Raw genomic sequence first — 18532 nt, forward strand, 5'->3', positions numbered from 1 at the left:
TGAATGTTAACGCCATACAAGACGAAGGTAAATCAGTACCTGCATGCAAAAAATCCGCGTAGCCACATTCCAGCGTCAGCCCTTATTTGATGACATTGCCGGCACCCTGGTTCGCCTGCAAGATGATCTGGCCTGGTGTGACAAACAGGGTGTGGAACTGGCTGTATTTCCTGAGTGTTATTTGCAGGGATACACCAGCGATCAGCAAATCATTGCGCGTCGGGCCATCGCTGTTGACAGCCCTTCGTTCAATAACATACTGACGAAGTTATCCCCTTTTTCAAGCGATGTGATTATTGGTTTTGTTGAGCAGGATATGGATGGTTTCTATAACTCTGCGGCCTTGATCAGCAAGGGTAAGCTGCGCGGCATTTACGCCAAAAATCACCCGCAGGAACAGGCTTTTTTACCAGGCCGTGACATGCCGGTTTTTCAAAAATCAGGCTTTTTGTTTGGCATCAATATCTGCTTTGATGCAAACTTTCCGGATTGCGCAAAACGGCTCAGTGCACAAGCTGCCCGTCTGATCTGTTACCCGCTCAATAATATGCTTGCTGTCGCCACTGCCGACAAATGGCGGCACAAAAGTGTAGAGAATCTACGCCAAAGAGCCACGGAAACAGCCTGCTGGGTCGTTTCTTCTGACGTTGTAGGTATATCGGGCGACAAGCTTAGCCATGGCTGCACATGCATAGTCAACCCGCAAGGCGACATAGTCGCCCGCGTGACTGAAGGGGTTGAGGGTGTAGTGGTTTTTGACGTAGGATAAAGCTGGTCAATCAGGCCACGGTTATGGCTATGGTCATGGCCCTGGCCCGATGATTTACTTGACTGGCTTGCTTTGTGGCTGTGCCGTTTTATTTTTCCTGGCTTTTGCAGGCGGGATCAGCTCCAGCACAAAATCCTTGCTGACTTTGCCATCGTCCGATTGCCAGACGCCACGTATGACATTGTCCTTCAGCTCACCATCCCACTGACCGGACACATCCGTACCATCTTCGGATTCTTCCATACTGAGTTTATTGCCGCTGATTTCACCGGCAAGCAAAATCTTGTTGCCGTGATTGCGCTTGCCGCCAGCTACGACATAGTTACCTTCGACACTATCCCTGTCTTCTTGCTTGGGCTGTATATGCATCGTCACTTTGTCATCACCCAGCTTGCCGCGCAGTTCCACCGGCTTGGCAAACTGCGGGTTAGACATAGGCGCAAATGGCTGGGCCTGCACCGGCAAACCCAGACCACTCATCAATACAAGCGGCAATAGCGCTTTCAACACTGACATGACGCGCATCAGACAGCCTCGCCCCACAAGTCATGCGCATCGGCGGCGGTGATGGTGACATCAACAAATTCACCCACCTTAAGTTTGCGATGTGGTTCGAACGGTGGCTTGACGTAGACAACACCATCAATTTCTGGCGCATCGGCAGAACTGCGGCCAACACCACCACTGCGATCGAGGGAATCAATCAACACGCGCATGGTTTTACCAACTTTTGCCTGCAGGCGCTTTTTGGATATACCTTCCTGCAATTCCATGACACGGCGGCGGCGATCTTCGCGCACTTCATCCGGCAATTGATTGGCGATTTCATTCGCAGTCGCACCTTCAACTGGCGAATAGGCAAAACAGCCCAAACGGTCAATCTGTGCTTCTTTCAGGAAATCCAGCAGGTATTCGAATTCTTCTTCGGTCTCACCAGGGAAACCGGCGATGAAGGTGGAGCGTATGGTGATCTCCGGGCACATCTCACGCCAGGCCTTAATACGTTCAATATTTTTCTCGCCGCTGGCTGGACGCTTCATGCGCTTCAGCACGTCCGGATGGGCATGCTGCAAAGGCACGTCCAGATACGGCAGCACATGGCCATTGTTCATGAAGGGGATGATCTGATCGACATGCGGGTAAGGATACACATAGTGCAGTCGCACCCAGGCGTCATATTGCTTAGCCAGTTCGCCCAGTGCTTCGACCAGTTGCGTCATATGGGTTTTGACAGGCTTGCCATTCCAGAAGCCCATGCGGAACTTGATATCCACCCCATAGGCGCTGGTGTCCTGGGAAATCACCAGCAATTCCTTGACGCCGGCTTTGAACAGATTTTCTGCTTCCATCATGACATCGGCAATCGGGCGCGATACCAGGTCACCCCGCATGGATGGGATGATGCAAAAACTACAGCGGTGGTTACAACCTTCAGAGATTTTGAGGTAAGCGAAATGCTTGGGCGTCAATTTCACGCCCTGGGGCGGCACCAGGTCCATGAACGGCTCGTGCGGCTTAGGCAAATGCTTATGCACAGCAGCCATGACTTCACCCACTGCATGCGGACCAGTCACTTCCAATACCTTGGGGTGGATGGACTGTATCATGTCCTTGCCGTCGGCACCCTTTTTAGCACCCAGGCAACCGGTCACGATGACTCTGCCATTTTCAGCCAGCGCCTCGCCTATCGCATCCAGGGATTCCTGCACAGCGGCATCAATGAAGCCGCAGGTATTGACGATTACCAGATCAGCGCCATCATAGGATTTGGCGGTGTCATAACCTTCGGCACGTAATTGAGTCAGGATTTGTTCGGAATCGACAAGCGCCTTCGGGCAGCCCAGGGACACAAATCCCACCTTGTGGGTAGCAGGCATTTCTTGACGGCGAATTTCTGAGATAGACATAAGCGATAATAAATAGCAAAAAGGGTACAAAAGCGAATCCGCTATTGTACCCTTTTTGCCAGCCCAACTTGCCGCATCTGCGATAATTTCCTGAAGAATCAGGGGCTTAAGTCAGAATACGAACCTGTCAAAGCTGTATTTTATTTATTTCTTATTTACTTTTTATTCACATCTTCCGGATTGAACGGGAAGACATTGAACATATTTTTGGCCTGGCTTTGCATTTGCTCTTGCATTTGCACAAACAGATTCTTGCTCTGTTCTATGTAGTTGCCCATCATACCCTGCATCATAGGCCCCTGCACATTCATGAACTGGGTCCACATTTCAGGGCTGAAGGGCTTGCCTTCGTAGATGCCTTTTGAGTTTTCTGCCAGCTTGTTCTGGATATCGATAAAAGCCTGGACGTTTTTCTCCAGATAATTACCCATCATCCCCTGCATGGCATGTCCGTAATAACGGATGATCTGTGACAGGACGACACTGGAAAACATCGGGGTTCCGCCCGCTTCCTCTTCCAGAATGATTTGCAACAGAATGCTGCGTGTCAAATCTTCGCCGGATTTGGCATCGACCACTGCGAAATCGTCGTTTTCGAGTACGAACTGCTTCACGTCAACCAGTGTGATGTAGCTACTGGTCTGAGTGTCGTACAGACGGCGATTCGGGTATTTTTTGATCAGATGCTGTGTTGATTTTTTTGCGCTATTCATTGAAATCTCAGTTAATCACTTCGATATCCAGCCACATCATGTAAGGTTTTCACATGCGTGGCGCAGACTAATTCACGCAAACAAGGCTTCAGACTGCTGGCAGCCACCAGGTGGCTGCTATCCGAAACCATGTTTGTCCCCTTTATTATTGCATCTTTTAAATTGCGACTTGCAAAAGATATGCCCATCGAAATCTTGCGACCTGATGGGCATATTTTACCGCACTGCGGCAGAAAGACAGCAATAAGAGAACTAAAAAGCCAATTTAAAATTGTTTACTCTAAATAATTCCCCATGTCCGGCACGATAGTGCATCAGCCCATGTGCAAGCCACCGTTGATGGAGAAGTCGGAACCAGTGGCATAGCCACCTTCATCCGAAGCGATCCACGCAACGATGGAAGCAATTTCTTCAGGCTCAGCCAGACGTTTGACGGGAATGCCGGCAACAATCTTTTCCAGCACGTCAGGGCGTATGGCCTTGACCATATCGGTACCAACATAACCAGGTGATACGGTATTGACCGTCACGCCCTTGGTCGCTACTTCTTGCGCCAGCGCCATACTGAAGCCATGGATACCCGCCTTGGCCGTCGAATAATTGGTTTGACCAAACTGACCCTTTTGGCCGTTGACGGAAGAAATATTGATGATACGCCCCCAACCACGGTCTACCATGCCTTCAATGACTTGCTTGGTGACATTGAACAGGGAATTCAGATTGGTATCCATAACGGCGTCCCAATCGGCCTTGCTCATCTTGCGGAACTGGCCATCGCGGGTAATGCCGGCATTGTTGACCAGTACATCGATTTCACCAATTTCTGCCTTGACCTTGTCAAAAGCAGCCTTGGTGGATTCCCAGTCAGACACATTGCCTTCCGACGCATGAATATCCAGGCCTTCGGCACGCATATCCGCCAGCCATTTGTCCTTACGGGCAGAATTCGGGCCGCAACCGGCCACTACGATATAACCTTCTTTACACAGACGACGGCAAATTGGAGTCCCGATACCACCCATACCACCAGTTACATATGCAACACGTTTTGACATACTGTTCTCCTGATTAAAATTTTATATTAATAACAACAAAAACGATCAATCCGCTCTTACTTTGACATAACGTCCCGGTGCCACTTCTATCGCCGGGAAGTCCGGGCTGCCAGGTTTGGCTGGCGCCTTGACCATTTTTCCACCATGCTCTTTAAGGAAATCAGCCCATTCTGGCCACCAGCTACCGGGATGCTCGGTCGCGCCGGCGAACCATTTATCGGCATCCAGACCGGTCTGGGTATTGGTCCAGTAACTTCTTTTCTTTTTCGCCGGAGGGTTGACCACACCGGCAATATGTCCTGACGCACCCAGCAAAAAGCGATTTCTGCTTTTATGACGTGGATTCAGCAGACTGGTTGATGCGTAAGCTGCCTGCCACGGAACGATATGATCTTCGCGTGAGCCATAGACAAAGCATGGCGCATCAATCTTGCCCAGATCAACCTTGCTTCCGGCCACGGTCAGTGCGCCAGGCTGCTTGAGTTTGTTTTCGAGGTAGGTATTGCGCAGATACCAGCAAAACATCGGGCCAGGCAAATTGGTGCTGTCGGCATTCCAGTACAAGAGATCAAAAGGAGGCGGAGCCTCGCCCTTGAGGTAATTCGACTGTACGTAATTCCAGACCAGATCATTCGCACGCAGTGCAGAAAAAGTGCTGGCCAGGTCGCGCCCGGGCAACAGCCCGCGCTGCCCTATGGTCTGCTCACGCATCTTGACCTGCATTTCATCGACAAACACGTCCAGCACACCAGTTTGCGAGAAATCCAGCAAGGTCGTCAGCAATGTCAGACTGGCAGCCGGATGCTCCCCCCTGTCGGCAAGTACCGACAAGGCAGTGGAAATGATGGTACCACCGACGCAAAAACCAAATGCATTGATTTTGTCCTGCTTGCTGATTTCCTGCACCACACTGATAGCCTTGATGGCGCCGTCTTCGATGTAATCATCCCAGGTGACGTCTGCCATGCTTTCATCCGGATTAGCCCAGGACACCAGGAATACGGTATGCCCTTGCTCAACCGCATAATGAACGACGGAATTTTCTGGTTGCAGATCGAGGATATAGAATTTGTTGATGCAGGGCGGCACCATCAGCAAGGGGCGCTGATGCACGGTCTTGGTAGCTGGCTGGTATTGTATAAGCTGGAATAGTCTGTTTTCAAACACCACCGTACCAGCGGATGTAGCCACATTCTTGCCAACTTCAAAGGCAGATTCGTCTGTCTGTGAAATTCGGCCCTTTTGCATGTCCGCCAGCATCTGGCTGATGCCTTTCGCCAGGCTTTCGCCCTTACTCTCGATCAGCTTGCTTTGGGCTTCGGGATTGGTCACCAGGAAATTGGCGGGTGACATGGCATCAATCATTTGCTGCACTGCAAAACCGATTTTTTGTTTTGTCTTGGCGGGAGCCTGCACAGCCTCTGCCAATGCCATTAAAAACCGTGCATTCAACAGATAAGACGCTGCACTGTAAGAATGCATCGCATGGTTATGCCAGTCCGGTGCGGCAAAACGTCGGTCCTTCAGATCGGGCAATTTGGACACGGAAAAATCTTGCCATAACTGTCCCAGCTCTTGCATATACTCGCTTTGCAGGCGGGTCATGGTAGCCGGCTCAATCAGCGTACCCAGTTCCTTGAGCATATCCCCTGAGGGCATCTGCATTTGATTCAGCGGCGAGGACGGCAACATCCAGTCCTGCCAAATTTTTTGATTCACTAGCTGTGACATCCAGTCGGAGTACATAGCTTGAGGATCGAAAGTCTTCATGCGTGCCTCCTGTTTTTCGCGTATCGTTTCGAAATAATTTTAAGCTTTCCGTTCTGCCTGCGATGAGTTGCGGTGAATTCAGGTGAGTGCTGCGGAATACTCCCCCCAATCCATACTTGCTTGCCCGACCCTCCCCTATTTTTGCATTAAGGTTTGTATGTATATCGTCGCCATCGCCTGGATTTACGTCGTTCTCATGATGTCCATAACGGAGCATTCCGTCATCGCCGGCGTCATGACTTTTCTGTTGTACTGCGTTTTTCCTTTAACAATAGTTTTATACCTGATGCGCACACCACAACGCAAGCGTGAGCGAATGGAAAAACAAGCTGCACTGCAAAAACAAAGCACTGCAAGCACCAGTAATCAGGGCATCAGTCAGTCAGATAATCCGGCTGACAAGTCCGCAGACAAGTCAGATTGACGGGCTCAAACACTACCTTCTATCCAGATCAGACTGGCCATACGACCACTGACACCATCACGCCGGTAAGAATAAAACTGCTGCTTTTCACGCACCGTGCAATATTGACCACCACTGATGCGTGTCACGCCCACATCAGTTAGCAATTTTCTTGCCAATCCGTATATATCCGCGAGATATTTATCCTGGCCATTCACTGCTGCCTTGGCCTGAAAATAAAGACCAGCGTCGTCCACTTGCGGCAAAAAAGCCCGCAATACATCGCTACCCACTTCAAATTCACCCGGACCGATGGCTGGCCCCAACCAGGCCAGTATCTCCCCTGCCCCGGCTTCACGCATGCTGCGCACAGTATTTTGCAAAACACCATTGGCCAGGCCACGCCAGCCAGCATGGGCAGCAGCAACCACGGTGCCATCCACATCGGTAAACAGCACGGGCAGGCAATCCGCCGTCAGTACGGCACACACCAAGCCAGCCTGGGAAGAAAATACGGCATCGGCGCTGACGGCAGCATGCTGCTGATTGCACAACATGGCAGCGTCAACCACGATATTGCCATGTACTTGTGATAAGAATATGACATCAGATGGTAATTGGCGGTTTAATTTATCCCGATTTTGTTTGACGGCCAGCAAATCGTCACCAACATGATCACCGAGATTTAATCCGGAATTACCCTCAGCATCGCCATAGGCCCCGCAACTGCTGCCACCCTGACGTAGGGTGGTCATGGCACGTACATGGGCAGGCGCGCCCTGCCAGTCCGGCAGCAAGACCGGAAATGGCAAGTTATGCGCCCATCTTCCTGCATCGCCACTCATGTAAGTTGAATGCCCGCCTGTTTCAACAAATCGACAAAGTCATCTGCCAGACTGACTTCCCATTCGACATGCTTGCCGGTTTTGGGGTGGATCAACCCAAGTTTTCTGGCCTGCAGGGCCTGGCGTGGGAAAAACCTTGCCAGATGCTGCTTGCCGTACAGGGTATCCCCCACCAGAGGAAAGCCCAGGGATTGCATATGCACACGAATCTGATGGGTACGACCAGTTTCCAGTTGGCAGGCCACCAGACTAACCGGGAATTTTTCCAGCATGCCGGCAGCGATACGCTGGAAATGCGTGACAGCAGGTTTGGCAATGATGCTTTGCGAAACCGCCATTTTGATGCGGTCACGCGGATGCCTGGCCATAGGTGCATCCACGGTGCCGGACAGATTTGGCGTACCCCAGACCAGCGCATTGTATTCACGCTTGACGGTACGGTCTTGCAACTGCCTGACCAGTTCGGTATGGGCAACCAGGGTTTTAGCCACCACCATCAGGCCCGATGTATCCTTGTCCAGTCTATGGACGATACCTGCACGCGGCACGCCCAACAGAGCTGGCCAGCGGAACAGCAGGCCATTCAGCAAGGTACCAGACCAGTTTCCGGCCGCCGGATGCACCACCAGGCCCGCCGGTTTGTTAATAACCAACAAGTGGTCGTCTTCAAAAACAAGGTTCAGCGGGATATCTTCGGGCGCATAAGCGCCTTCATCCGGCGCGGCCTGGGGCTGGATGACGATGCGTTCATCGCCCAGCATGGTCATTTTTCCACGTCCGGGCTTGCCATCGACGCTGACAAAGCCGTTTTCTATCCACTGAGAAATGCGGCTGCGGGAATATTGTGGAACCAGTTTGGACAAAGTCTTGTCCAAACGCTCACCACAAACGTCCGATGTGAGCTTTAATTCTATATTTTCGACTGTTGGCGAAAAATCTTCGTCCACTTCGGTGGTATCGTTCAGCTCTTCAAATTCTGTATCCAGATCGGAATCTGACAAAATCACTGTAGTAGTTGGTTTCACATTTTTTGCCATCGGCTATAATCCGTAAATTGTTTTCATGCTCACGCACAAATTTATGCACATTAAATCTTTGAAATTGCTTGTTCTGGCTGTGGCCGCGTCCTTAAGTTTAAGCGGCTGCGGGGTGTTCGGTGAAAAAGGCGATGAGACCAGAACCTGGTCAGCATCAAAATTATACGCTGAAGCAAAAGACGAAATGTCCAGTGGGGGCTACGAAAAAGCAATTCAGTACTTTGAAAAACTGGAATCGCGCTTTCCTTTTGGTACTTATGCGCAACAGGCTCAAATTGAAACAGCCTATGCTTACTACAAACAGGGTGACCAGGCGCAGGCCCTGGCCGCTGTGGAACGCTTCATCAAACTCCACCCGAATCATAGTCATGTTGACTACATGTACTATTTGCGCGGCGTGATCAACTTCAATGATCAGGTTGGTTTGTTCAATTTCCTTGCCAATCAGGACATTACTGAACGCGATCCGAAAGCATCACGCGACTCTTTCGACGCCTTCAAGCAGTTGGCCATTCAATTCCCAGACAGCAAATATACGCCTGATGCCATCCTGCGCATGAAATATCTGGTGAATGCCCTGGCCCAGTATGACGTGCACGTCGCCCGCTACTACTTGCGTCGCGGCGCTTACCTGGCTGCAGCCAACCGCGCCCAGGCAGCCATCAAGGAATATCCGGACGCACCAGCGATTGAAGAAGCAATGTTCATCCTGATCCGCTCTTACGATGCCATGGGTCTGGTTGAACTTCGCAATGATGCCAATCGCGTATTTACACAAAACTTCCCGAAAAGTGACTTTTTGGCAGGTAAAGGCCGTGGTCGCGATGCATGGTGGAAATTCTGGTAAGCTGATTACCTGAGTAAAACAGCCTCTGTCAGCCCTTGCGGGCTGTGGAGGCTATTTTATTTACCGGCTTATTGCAAGCTAATTGCTGACTTGCTTATTGCTGACTTACTCGCAAATCAGGCAAATAAAGTAAATTAATCGGCGACCTGCCGACGAAACACCCAATTGCTGGCCGTCGACTCTTCTTCACAGTAAGCATAGCCTTCTTCATTGAAAGCTTTGATATCCTGCACGCGTCGTATGCCATGCTGCGCGCAATACCGGGCCATCAAGCCTCTGGCACGCTTGGCATAAAAAGAAATAATCTTGTACTGGCCATTTTTCCAATCCTGAAACACGGGTGAAATAATATTTGCCCCCAGGACTGCGGGTCTGACGACCTTGAAATACTCGTCGGAAGCCAGATTCAGCAAGGTTTTGGATTTTTGTTGCCGGATTGCCTCATTTAGCAACAGGCTTACCTTGTCACCCCAGAACGCATACAGGTTCTTGCCATACGGATTTGTCAGGGACGTTCCCATTTCCAGCCGATATGGCTGCAATACATCCAAAGGACGCAACGCCCCATACAGTCCAGACAGGATATACAGACGATTTTGCAAATACTTGACATGGTTGGCCTCCAGGCTGTGCACATCCAGCCCCTCGTAGACATCGCCATTAAAAGCAAAAACAGCCTGTTTGCCCTGCCCAGCAACAGGATCACGCTGCCAACTGGCAAACCTGTCAACGTTGAGTTGTGCCAGTGCCGGGGAAATATCCATCAGCTCACCCAGTTGTTCGGGCGAATAACGCGAAGCGATGGCAATCAACTCTTCAGCTTCATCCAGAAAATGCGGTGTACTGGAAGTTCTGGTTTTTACACGACTGTCAAAATCCAGACTTTTGGCTGGCGATATTACAATGAGCATAAATAAATTTCAGATTTCAAAATGACCCACATCATACCTAAGCGCGTCGTGATTGACACCAATGTCTGTCTCGATCTGTTCGTTTTCAAAGACCCCCGCTGGTCGGTTTTACTGTCAGCTCTGCAAAATAACGACATCCAGGCTGTCACCAGACATGATTGCAGGGATGAATGGCTGGCCGTATTAAAATATCCTCACCTGCCGGTCGTACCCGAAGAGCTTGAACAAATTACCGGCTGGTTTGATACCTATATTCCATGCGTCACACCTACGGAACAATCAACATATAAATTGCCCGTCTGCAGTGACAAGGATGATCAGAAATTTCTGGAAATCGCACGCGATGCGCAAGCGCAAGTATTGATCACCAAGGACAAGGCATTATTGAAGTTGGCAAGGAAAATGAAAAACGCAGGCATGTTCCTTATTCAGACGCCAGAACAATTTTTGCTCAGCTACGTAAAAGAATGTGACAAAACTGCATCGCACCTAACAAAAGCATGACAACTTTTGTTACTCTGGGTTATCCTTCGGTAATGTCCTGCTACTATGATGACACCGAGAAAGAAGTATTGCCAGAGCATAAAAACAAGATCTACAAGATCTGAATTGGGCTAATCATCGAACAATTCAGGGAACTTACCGGAGTCCATGCGGAAAATTATCATCTGAATGGCAATGACACTCAGAATCATTTCTGCATACTCTCGCTGACACACCATGATATTTGTGAAAAACGACACAATACTCAATGCGATTATGGAGAATAAAGGACTATGACCGACTCAGCAGATGATCTGGACGCATTGTTTGAAGAAATGGCCAATCAGCGGGTGGAAACAGGTGCTGCACCTACGCCTCCCGGCTCGCCTTCTCCAGCAGAGCAAAACACGCAGGCGTCGCAGCAAGACAGCGCTCCCGCAAAATTCAATTTCCACAATACCGATGAAGAAGCAGCCAAGCCGATGTTTGACCGCCTCGGTGGGCTGGTCCGGATGCTGCACGACTCCATGCGTGAGCTCGGCTACGACCGCTCACTGTCAGATGTTGCCGTACAAATCGCTGATGCGCAGGACCGGCTGGAATATGTCGCCTCGCTGACAGAACAGGCTGCCAATAAAGTCTTGAATGCCACCGACCTGGGGCTGCCGGAGCAGGATGAACTGGCAAAGAAAGCCAAGGTCATGGATGCGCGCTGGACTGACCTGTTTGAAGGCAAGCTCAGCGTTGACGAATTCAAATCGCTGGCGACGGACTCCAAAAGCTTTGCCAATGCAGTGCTGACGGCAACCGATGCTGAAAAAGCACGTTTGCTCGACATCATGATGGCGCAGGACTTCCAGGACCTAACCGGTCAGTTGATTAAAAAAGTGGTTGCAATCAACAAGACAGTGGAACATGAGCTGGCGCAGATACTGCTGGACAATGCGCCTTCTGACCTGAAAGAAAAGGCTGTGGTATTGATGGAAGGCCCATCTGTCCCGAACGCAGCACTGGAACAGGACGATGTAGATAATCTACTTGATAGTCTGGGTTTCTAATGGATGACATGCTCAAAGAATTTGTCGTCGAAGCGCTCGATCTGGCGACAAATGTAGAAGAACACCTGCTCTCGCTCGAGCGCAATCCAGGTGACATGAACACGCTCAATGCAGTGTTCAGGTCTTTCCATACGATTAAAGGTGGCGCCGGCTTCATGAATTTGAGCGCCATGGTATCGGCCTGCCATCTAACAGAAAACCTGTTCGATGCGCTGCGTACGGGCCAGGTACCGGTCACACCGGAAGCCATTGAAGCAGCGCTGGAAGCCAGCGGCTTTGTGGCAGATCAGCTGACTGCACTGAACAACGGCACCGAGCCGGACAGTCTTTCGACGATGCCGAAGTCGCTCGAAAAGATGCTGACCGACGCCATCGAAATGAAAGGCGCGAGCAAAAAAGCCCCTGCTGCTGCCAAACCCAAGGCGGAAGCTGCCCCCAAGCCTGTCGAGAAAAAAGTCGAAGCCGTCAGCAAGGTAAGCAATGGCGAACTTGACTGGGAAGCTTATTTCCGTGCAGTGACGCCACCGGGTACTTTGCCGGAAGCCGCTGAAACAGTGGCAGAAGCGGAAGAAGTCGAAGACAAAGCCGGTACCCAAAAAGAAGAACACGAAGCGGTCAAATCCTCGCTATCAAATGCTGAGATCAAGCAAAACGCGCCAGCCAAGGAAGAAAGCATCCGTATTGATGCGGTAAAGCTGAATGTCTTGCTGGAAGTTGCTGGCGAATCCGTGCAGGCTGCCAATCAGGCTGCTGTTTTGCTGGAAAAATTATCGCAATTCAAATTTGATGGCCAGGCAGCGCCACTGATGTCAGCACTGACAGAAACCCTGACCCGTGCATCGCGCTACTCTACCGAATTGCAGCGCGCCACCCTGGCCACCCGCATGCAGCCAGTTGGCCGCCTGTTCCAGAAATTCCCGCGTCTGGTTCGTGAACTGGCACGTGATCTGGGCAAGGAAGTGGATCTGAACATTGCCGGTGCCGAAACCGAGGTCGATCGTGTCGTCGTTGATAGCCTGTATGACCCGCTGGTCCACATGTTGCGCAATGCCCTCGATCACGGCATAGAAACGTCTGAAGAACGCATCAACGCCAACAAGTCGCCACGTTCCACCATTTCTCTCAAAGCCTGGCAAGAAGCCAGCAGCGTCATGATAGAAGTGACCGATGACGGCAAGGGTATGGATGCGCAAAGACTGCGTGACAAGGCAATATCCAAAGGGCTCATCAATGCACATGATGCCCGCACCGACGATGAAGCATTCCAGCTGGTTTTCCTGCCGGGCTTCTCTACCAAGGAAGTCGCATCCAGCGTTTCCGGACGTGGCGTCGGCATGGACGTGGTGAAAACTGCTGTTGAACGTCATCGTGGTGCCATACGCATTGCTTCCCAGTTGGGTACAGGTACGACCTTCCTGATTCGCCTGCCGATTGAATTGTCCATTGTACCTACCATGCTGGTACGTACAGACGGTGCTTCACTGGCCCTGCCAATGGCAACCGTACAACGCGTGGTTGAATTGCCCGAGACTTTTGAAAGTGTCGGTGGCCAGCCTGTATTGCGCGACCTGGGTCGCCCATTACCGGTAAAATCACTGGGCAAGATACTGGGCTATACCCCAGCATCAGAGCGTGTTGGTATTGTCATTGCAGCACCAAGCCCTTACATCCTGTCTGTGGATGCGGTGGATGGCACGGCTGATCTGGTGATCAAACCGCTGACCTGCATCAGCACACCAGGCATTACGGGTACGGCCCGCTCTGCCGAAGGTGAGTTGGTACTGGTGATCAGTCTGTCCTTCCTGATCGATGGCTGCAAAACACGGGAGCGTATTACTGCCTGAAATTCGGCATAATGACTATTGATCGCTGACGCCCCCTGGCCAGATGTTGAATCTGGCCAGACTTCAGATACGTGCCCGCCCTACCCCGATAAACGCATTTTGACCAAATCTGTCAAAATGCGTTTATTCTTTTTACAGCCATCTGGCACCCCATGACATCTGCCACCGCACCTTTCACGCTACACGATCTGGCGCTGGAAAATCAGTTTGCAAACCTGCCCGCGCATTTCTTTACCCATCTGCCCGCCAGCCCCATCAGCCAGCCATATCTGGTTGCTGCCAGCAAGGCGGCGGCTGACTATCTGCATCTGGATCAGGCTTGCCTGAACACGCCGGAATTTGTTTCCTATTTTTCAGGCAATCAGGGCATTCCTGGCAGTAAACCACTTGCCGCTGTCTATTCCGGCCATCAATTTGGTGTGTGGGCCGGTCAACTCGGCGATGGCAGGGCCTTGCTGTTAGGTGGACTGAGCCATGCAGATCAGCATCTGGAAATCCAGCTCAAAGGTTCCGGCATGACCCCCTATTCCCGCATGGGTGATGGGCGCGCCGTATTGCGTTCGTCGATACGGGAATTTTTATGCTCTGAAGCCATGGCTGGCCTTGGCATACCGACTTCACGTGCCTTGTGCGTCATCGGCTCGGACCAGATGGTATTTCGCGAAACACCGGAAACCAGCGCCGTGGTAGCACGTATCGCCCCCAGCTTCGTGCGCTTTGGCTCATTTGAACACTGGTACTACAATGACAGGATGGATGACCTGCGGCTGCTGGCCGATTTTGTCATTGAGCAATCCTTCCCTGAGCTACTGGATCACGCCAATAAATACCAGGCCTTGCTGGCAGAAGTTACCAGACGTACTGCTGAACTGATGGCGCATTGGCAAGCAGTAGGCTTCATGCATGGCGTAATGAATACCGACAATATGTCGATACTTGGCCTGACACTCGATTATGGCCCGTTTGGATTCATGGAAGCCTATGACGAAAAACATATCTGCAACCACACCGACCAACAGGGCCGTTATTCATATCGTATGCAGCCAGCCATCGGCAACTGGAATTGCCAGGCCCTGGCACAGGCATTGTCACCCCTGATCGGCAGCGTGGAAGACACCAATGCCGCATTGGCCCACTACCCTGCAAGCTACCGCAATAAATGGAGTGAGTTGATGCACCGCAAATTTGGGCTAAACACGGTGCAGGACAGCGACCTGGACCTATTTGCCGATTTTTTCAAACTGTTACAAAGTAATCAGGCCGACTTTACCCTGAGTTTCCGCAATTTAAGTAAGCTTTCGAACCAGATTTCGACTAAAGATGAGCCCCTGCGCGATTTATTTCTCGACAGACAAGGTCTGGATGACTGGCTGGTCCGCTACCGGGCACGATTGGTCATAGAAGGCAGCAACGAAGCCGAACGCCACACCGGCATGCTGGCCAGCAATCCCAAGTACATATTGAGGAACTATCTGGCGCAGGTGGCAATAGAAAAGGCGCAAAACAAGGATTTTTCAGAGGTAGAGAAACTGCTGCGCATTCTGGAAAACCCGTATGACGAACAAGAGGAAAACGAAGACTACGCCGCCCTGCCCCCCGATTGGGCCAGGCATATAGAAGTCAGTTGTTCTTCCTGAGAAAATGAGGAAATCATGAAAAAAGTTGTCAAATCCGATGCCGAATGGAAAGCCCAGTTAGACTCCATGGAATATGAAGTCACGCGGCATGCCGCCACCGAACGTGCGTTTACCGGCAAATTCTGGGATCACCATGAGGCTGGCATCTATACCTGTGTGTGCTGCAACACGCCCTTGTTTACGTCTGATGCCAAGTTTGATTCCGGCTGCGGCTGGCCCAGCTATTTCAAGGCGCTGGACCCGGCGAATGTCCGTGAAATAATTGATACATCTCATGGCATGACGCGCACCGAGATATTGTGTAATATCTGCGACGCTCACCTGGGACACGTGTTTCCTGATGGGCCGCCACCTACCAGGTTGCGTTATTGCATCAATTCCGCATCCATGAAATTTGAACCAGAAACTTAAGCTGTCCGCACATGAAATTTCTTTTTGATTTATTCCCGGTTCTATTGTTTTTTGGCGCCTTCAAATGGGGCGAAGGAAACGCAGAAAAGGCACAGTCACTGGTTACAGAATACCTTTCTGGCATCATCTCGGGTGGCACTACCACTACCGAGCTGGCACCCATCATGCTGGCAACAGCCGTTGCCCTTATAGCGTCCATCATCCAGATCGGCTATTTGCTGGTGCGCAGGAAAAAAGTAGATGCGATGCTGCTGATTTCCTTCATCATCATCATGATTTTTGGCGGCGCCACCATGTACTTCCAGAGCGAAGCCTTCATTAAATGGAAACCCACGGTCTTGTATTGGTGTTATGGCGGCGCATTTGCCTTGGGGCAATTCGTCTTCAAATCCAACCTGATCCAGGTAGCCATGGGCTCGCAAATCAAACTGCCAGAAGCGATTTGGGGGCGTTTGAGTGTCGCGTGGATACTGTATTTCACGCTGATGGGCATCATTAATCTCTACGTTGCCTATAATTTTTCCACAGATACTTGGGCAAATTTCAAATTAATTGCCGTTGTTGCAATAATGCCTGCATTTGTTGTGGTACAAAGCCTGTTTTTAGCAAAATATCTGGAAGAACCGGCACAATGACACGCGACGAGAAAATATTGCAGCGGCTTTCGGAAACCTTGCAGCCTTCCGACTGTCAACTAACAGACGATTCGGAAGCACATCGGGGGCATGCCGGCGCAGCTGGTGGCGCTGGTCATTACCGTGTAAGAATAGTTTGTCAGCAATTTGAGGGCTTAAACCGTATTACTCGCCATCGACTGGTGTATGATGCCGTTGGCGATATGATGCAAACGGAAATTCATGCACTGAATATAGTGGCATTAAGTCCGTCAGAGATACCGACCTAGGCAGTTTACTTATAATCCGTTTTATTTAATTTTGTTATTTAGGAACAGACAATGACTTTTAAACCTGCTCATTTGCTGGTAGTACTTCTTGCAACTGCCCTGCCTGCTCTGGCACAGAACCTGGCTGTTGTTAACGGCAAAGCCATCCCATCCAGCCGTGTTGATGCCATGGTCAAGCAATTGACTGCACAAGGACAGCAAGACAGCCCGCAATTGCGCGCAATGGTGAAGCAAGAACTGATCAATCGTGAAGTATTGATGCAGGAAGCTGAGAAATCCGGAGTAGCCGCAAACCCAGAGGTCAAGAACCAGCTGGAAATAGCACGCCAATCTTTGTTGATTCGCGCCCTGATGATTGAACATGTCAAGAAAAACCCTGTCACTGATGCAGAAATACAGGCTGAGTACGACAAGGCAAAAGCACAGGCAGGCGACAAGGAATACCATGCTTACCATATCCTGGTTGACAAGGAAGATGAAGCCAAAGCCATCATCTCCAAACTGAAGGCTGGTGCCAAGTTTGAAGAACTGGCAAAACAGTCTAAAGATGCCGGCTCTGCCTCCAAAGGCGGCGATCTTGACTGGGCATCTCCTGCTGCCTGGGATCCAGCTTTCTCGCAAGCCATGACTGCCCTGCAAAAAGGTCAGTTCACAGAAACACCAGTGAAGACACAATTTGGCTTCCACATCATCAAACTGGATGATGTGCGTGCAGCAAAGTTCCCTACACTGGAAGAAGTGAAACCACAAATTGTTGACGGTCTGCAGCAACAACGTGTACAGGCTTATCAGCAAGCGCTGGTTAAAAAGGCAAAAGTTCAGTAATTTCGTCTGAATTTTGTCTGAATAAAAAAGAGGTGCGATGCACCTCTTTTTTTGGTCCGCATTTCAGCGTGTGTGACCTTACCCTATCTCTGCCTGCGCTGTCACCACATCACTGATACTTGCTGATGATGGCTGCCAGCCTGCCGCTACGCTGCAATTCAGCCAATCCCTTGTCCAGTTGGTCTATCAGCAGCAAGGCCTGCGGGTGCGACCTGCTGACACCAAAATGCAAAGCGTATTTTTCTGTCTGTGGCAAATTCACTATCCTGTAGGCATTCATATCCAGCGGCAACAAACCCAGCCTGGCAAAACCCCATAATACTTCCTGCATATCGACCACGATATCGCAATGGCCGCGCTCTATCTTGCGTAGCAGGCTGACATAGCTGGTGGCACCGCTTTCAATCGCCGACGCCGGCAATTTTGTGTAAAACGTGGACGAGCCATGCAGTGAACAAATCCGGAATTTTTCCAGGTCACTCAACAACTGTATTGGTGGGGATTGAAAACGTGCAGTAGCATATAGATAGGAGGGAGTCAGACTATGATAACTGCGTGAGAAGAGGAAGACTTTCTCGCGCTCTGGTGTCCGGAAAACAGACATGACAATATCAAAGCCCTCACGCGCCTGTACTTCCAGCAAACAACGGGCCCAGGGGCGCAATTCAATCCTGAGATCGCTTGATATGGATCGCAATATATCCGCAGACAGGCCCTCGACCATGGCACCCGGGGCTTTTACGTACGACATTGGCGGCCAGTTACTCTCACCGCCACAGGCACGCAAACGCTCCGCAGCACCCGCTGTATTGAACGCAAAAACCAGTACAAGAAAGAATAGGTGTCGCATCAGTTGAAAGAAACATACAATGACGTTTCATTATAAGGAAACCCCTGTCCGGCACAACATGAATCGTGCCATCAACTGTTGCAACTTGTGTCTCGCAGCAAGATTCAAGTACTTGATGTCGCTTGATTTGCCACGCTGATAATGATTTTGAACATATCAGTCAGGCATTTCACGTATTACCGATGAAATGCATCTGCGATGAGCATCTGACCATGATTGCATGCCCCTCATCTTGAGCCTGACGACTCCGGACAAGGGGCTCA

Annotated in this window: 20 protein-coding genes; 11 read left to right on the forward strand and 9 right to left on the reverse strand. The window is 50.6% G+C overall.

From position 1 onward, the window contains the following. Window positions 1-43: 43 nt before the first annotated feature. Window positions 44-769 (forward strand): carbon-nitrogen hydrolase family protein, encoded by a 726-nt coding sequence (locus ACO0LK_RS13080; protein ID WP_422975701.1) that lies wholly within the window; start codon window positions 44-46, stop codon window positions 767-769. A 54-nt stretch (window positions 770-823) separates the two neighbouring features. On the opposite strand, the gene ACO0LK_RS13085 is transcribed toward ACO0LK_RS13080, so the two are convergent. From ACO0LK_RS13085 to phaC, 5 genes are all read right to left on the reverse strand, one after another. Beyond that, window positions 824-1294, reverse strand: coding sequence for a hypothetical protein (locus ACO0LK_RS13085; RefSeq protein WP_422975703.1), 471 nt, complete (start codon window positions 1292-1294; stop codon window positions 824-826). Then, window positions 1294-2676: a 30S ribosomal protein S12 methylthiotransferase RimO gene (gene rimO / locus ACO0LK_RS13090; RefSeq protein WP_422975705.1), complete on the reverse strand. Its 1383-nt coding sequence runs from the start codon at window positions 2674-2676 to the stop codon at window positions 1294-1296. The genes ACO0LK_RS13085 and rimO overlap by 1 nt, the downstream gene beginning before the upstream one ends. Before the next feature lie 155 nt (window positions 2677-2831). Beyond that, the gene (phaR, locus tag ACO0LK_RS13095; protein ID WP_186945476.1) at window positions 2832-3389 is read right to left on the reverse strand and encodes a polyhydroxyalkanoate synthesis repressor PhaR; all 558 of its coding nucleotides are present in this window, start codon (window positions 3387-3389) and stop codon (window positions 2832-2834) included. A gap of 314 nt (window positions 3390-3703) precedes the next feature. Further along, entirely contained in the window at window positions 3704-4444 is a 741-nt protein-coding gene (locus ACO0LK_RS13100) for a 3-ketoacyl-ACP reductase (protein ID WP_186945477.1), read from the reverse strand. A 45-nt stretch (window positions 4445-4489) separates the two neighbouring features. Continuing rightward, on the reverse strand, window positions 4490-6214 hold the full coding sequence (gene phaC, locus ACO0LK_RS13105) for a class I poly(R)-hydroxyalkanoic acid synthase (protein ID WP_422975708.1): 1725 nt from the start codon (window positions 6212-6214) through the stop codon (window positions 4490-4492). A gap of 82 nt (window positions 6215-6296) precedes the next feature. On the opposite strand from phaC, the gene ACO0LK_RS13110 reads away from it, so the two are divergent. Continuing rightward, on the forward strand, window positions 6297-6638 hold the full coding sequence (locus ACO0LK_RS13110; RefSeq protein ID WP_422975710.1) for a hypothetical protein: 342 nt from the start codon (window positions 6297-6299) through the stop codon (window positions 6636-6638). Window positions 6639-6643: 5 nt separating this feature from the next. Here ACO0LK_RS13110 and pgeF read toward each other — a convergent pair whose 3' ends face one another. Next, window positions 6644-7462 carry a peptidoglycan editing factor PgeF gene (pgeF, locus tag ACO0LK_RS13115; RefSeq protein WP_422975712.1) on the reverse strand — a complete coding sequence of 273 codons (819 nt, stop codon included), beginning with the start codon at window positions 7460-7462 and terminating at the stop codon, window positions 6644-6646. Beyond that, a complete protein-coding gene (locus ACO0LK_RS13120) occupies window positions 7459-8499 on the reverse strand; it encodes an RluA family pseudouridine synthase (RefSeq protein WP_422975714.1) in 1041 nt (346 codons plus the stop codon). The genes pgeF and ACO0LK_RS13120 overlap by 4 nt, the downstream gene beginning before the upstream one ends. 43 nt (window positions 8500-8542) lie before the next feature. On the opposite strand from ACO0LK_RS13120, the gene ACO0LK_RS13125 reads away from it, so the two are divergent. After that, window positions 8543-9346 (forward strand): outer membrane protein assembly factor BamD, encoded by an 804-nt coding sequence (locus ACO0LK_RS13125; RefSeq protein WP_422975716.1) that lies wholly within the window; start codon window positions 8543-8545, stop codon window positions 9344-9346. Between the two features lie 134 nt (window positions 9347-9480). Here ACO0LK_RS13125 and yaaA read toward each other — a convergent pair whose 3' ends face one another. Then, window positions 9481-10257, reverse strand: a complete 777-nt coding sequence (yaaA, locus tag ACO0LK_RS13130; protein WP_422975718.1) for a peroxide stress protein YaaA — start codon at window positions 10255-10257, stop codon at window positions 9481-9483. A 21-nt stretch (window positions 10258-10278) separates the two neighbouring features. Here yaaA and ACO0LK_RS13135 point away from each other — a divergent pair, with 21 nt between their 5' ends. The 8 genes from ACO0LK_RS13135 (at window position 10279) to ACO0LK_RS13170 (ending at window position 17419) form a co-directional block, all read left to right on the forward strand. Beyond that, window positions 10279-10761 (forward strand): putative toxin-antitoxin system toxin component, PIN family, encoded by a 483-nt coding sequence (locus ACO0LK_RS13135; protein ID WP_422975720.1) that lies wholly within the window; start codon window positions 10279-10281, stop codon window positions 10759-10761. 272 nt (window positions 10762-11033) lie between these two features. Beyond that, window positions 11034-11798 (forward strand): protein phosphatase CheZ, encoded by a 765-nt coding sequence (locus ACO0LK_RS13140; RefSeq protein ID WP_422975722.1) that lies wholly within the window; start codon window positions 11034-11036, stop codon window positions 11796-11798. Further along, window positions 11798-13642, forward strand: a complete 1845-nt coding sequence (locus ACO0LK_RS13145; RefSeq protein WP_422975724.1) for a chemotaxis protein CheA — start codon at window positions 11798-11800, stop codon at window positions 13640-13642. Before ACO0LK_RS13140 ends, ACO0LK_RS13145 begins: the two co-directional genes overlap by 1 nt. A 152-nt stretch (window positions 13643-13794) precedes the next feature. Then, window positions 13795-15279 (forward strand): protein adenylyltransferase SelO, encoded by a 1485-nt coding sequence (locus ACO0LK_RS13150; RefSeq protein WP_422975725.1) that lies wholly within the window; start codon window positions 13795-13797, stop codon window positions 15277-15279. 12 nt (window positions 15280-15291) lie between these two features. Further along, window positions 15292-15690 (forward strand): peptide-methionine (R)-S-oxide reductase MsrB, encoded by a 399-nt coding sequence (gene msrB, locus ACO0LK_RS13155; protein ID WP_422975886.1) that lies wholly within the window; start codon window positions 15292-15294, stop codon window positions 15688-15690. An 11-nt stretch (window positions 15691-15701) separates the two neighbouring features. Beyond that, window positions 15702-16325 carry a septation protein A gene (locus tag ACO0LK_RS13160; protein ID WP_422975727.1) on the forward strand — a complete coding sequence of 208 codons (624 nt, stop codon included), beginning with the start codon at window positions 15702-15704 and terminating at the stop codon, window positions 16323-16325. Next, window positions 16322-16594, forward strand: a complete 273-nt coding sequence (locus ACO0LK_RS13165; protein WP_422975729.1) for a BolA family protein — start codon at window positions 16322-16324, stop codon at window positions 16592-16594. The genes ACO0LK_RS13160 and ACO0LK_RS13165 overlap by 4 nt, the downstream gene beginning before the upstream one ends. 51 nt (window positions 16595-16645) lie before the next feature. Beyond that, entirely contained in the window at window positions 16646-17419 is a 774-nt protein-coding gene (locus ACO0LK_RS13170; RefSeq protein ID WP_422975731.1) for a peptidyl-prolyl cis-trans isomerase, read from the forward strand. Window positions 17420-17528: 109 nt separating this feature from the next. On the opposite strand, the gene ACO0LK_RS13175 is transcribed toward ACO0LK_RS13170, so the two are convergent. Further along, a complete protein-coding gene (locus ACO0LK_RS13175; RefSeq protein WP_422975733.1) occupies window positions 17529-18269 on the reverse strand; it encodes a substrate-binding periplasmic protein in 741 nt (246 codons plus the stop codon). Window positions 18270-18532: the final 263 nt, after the last annotated feature.

It is taken from the genome of Undibacterium sp. Ji49W, assembly GCF_049340205.1.
Classification (GTDB): Bacteria; Pseudomonadota; Gammaproteobacteria; order Burkholderiales; family Burkholderiaceae_D; genus Undibacterium.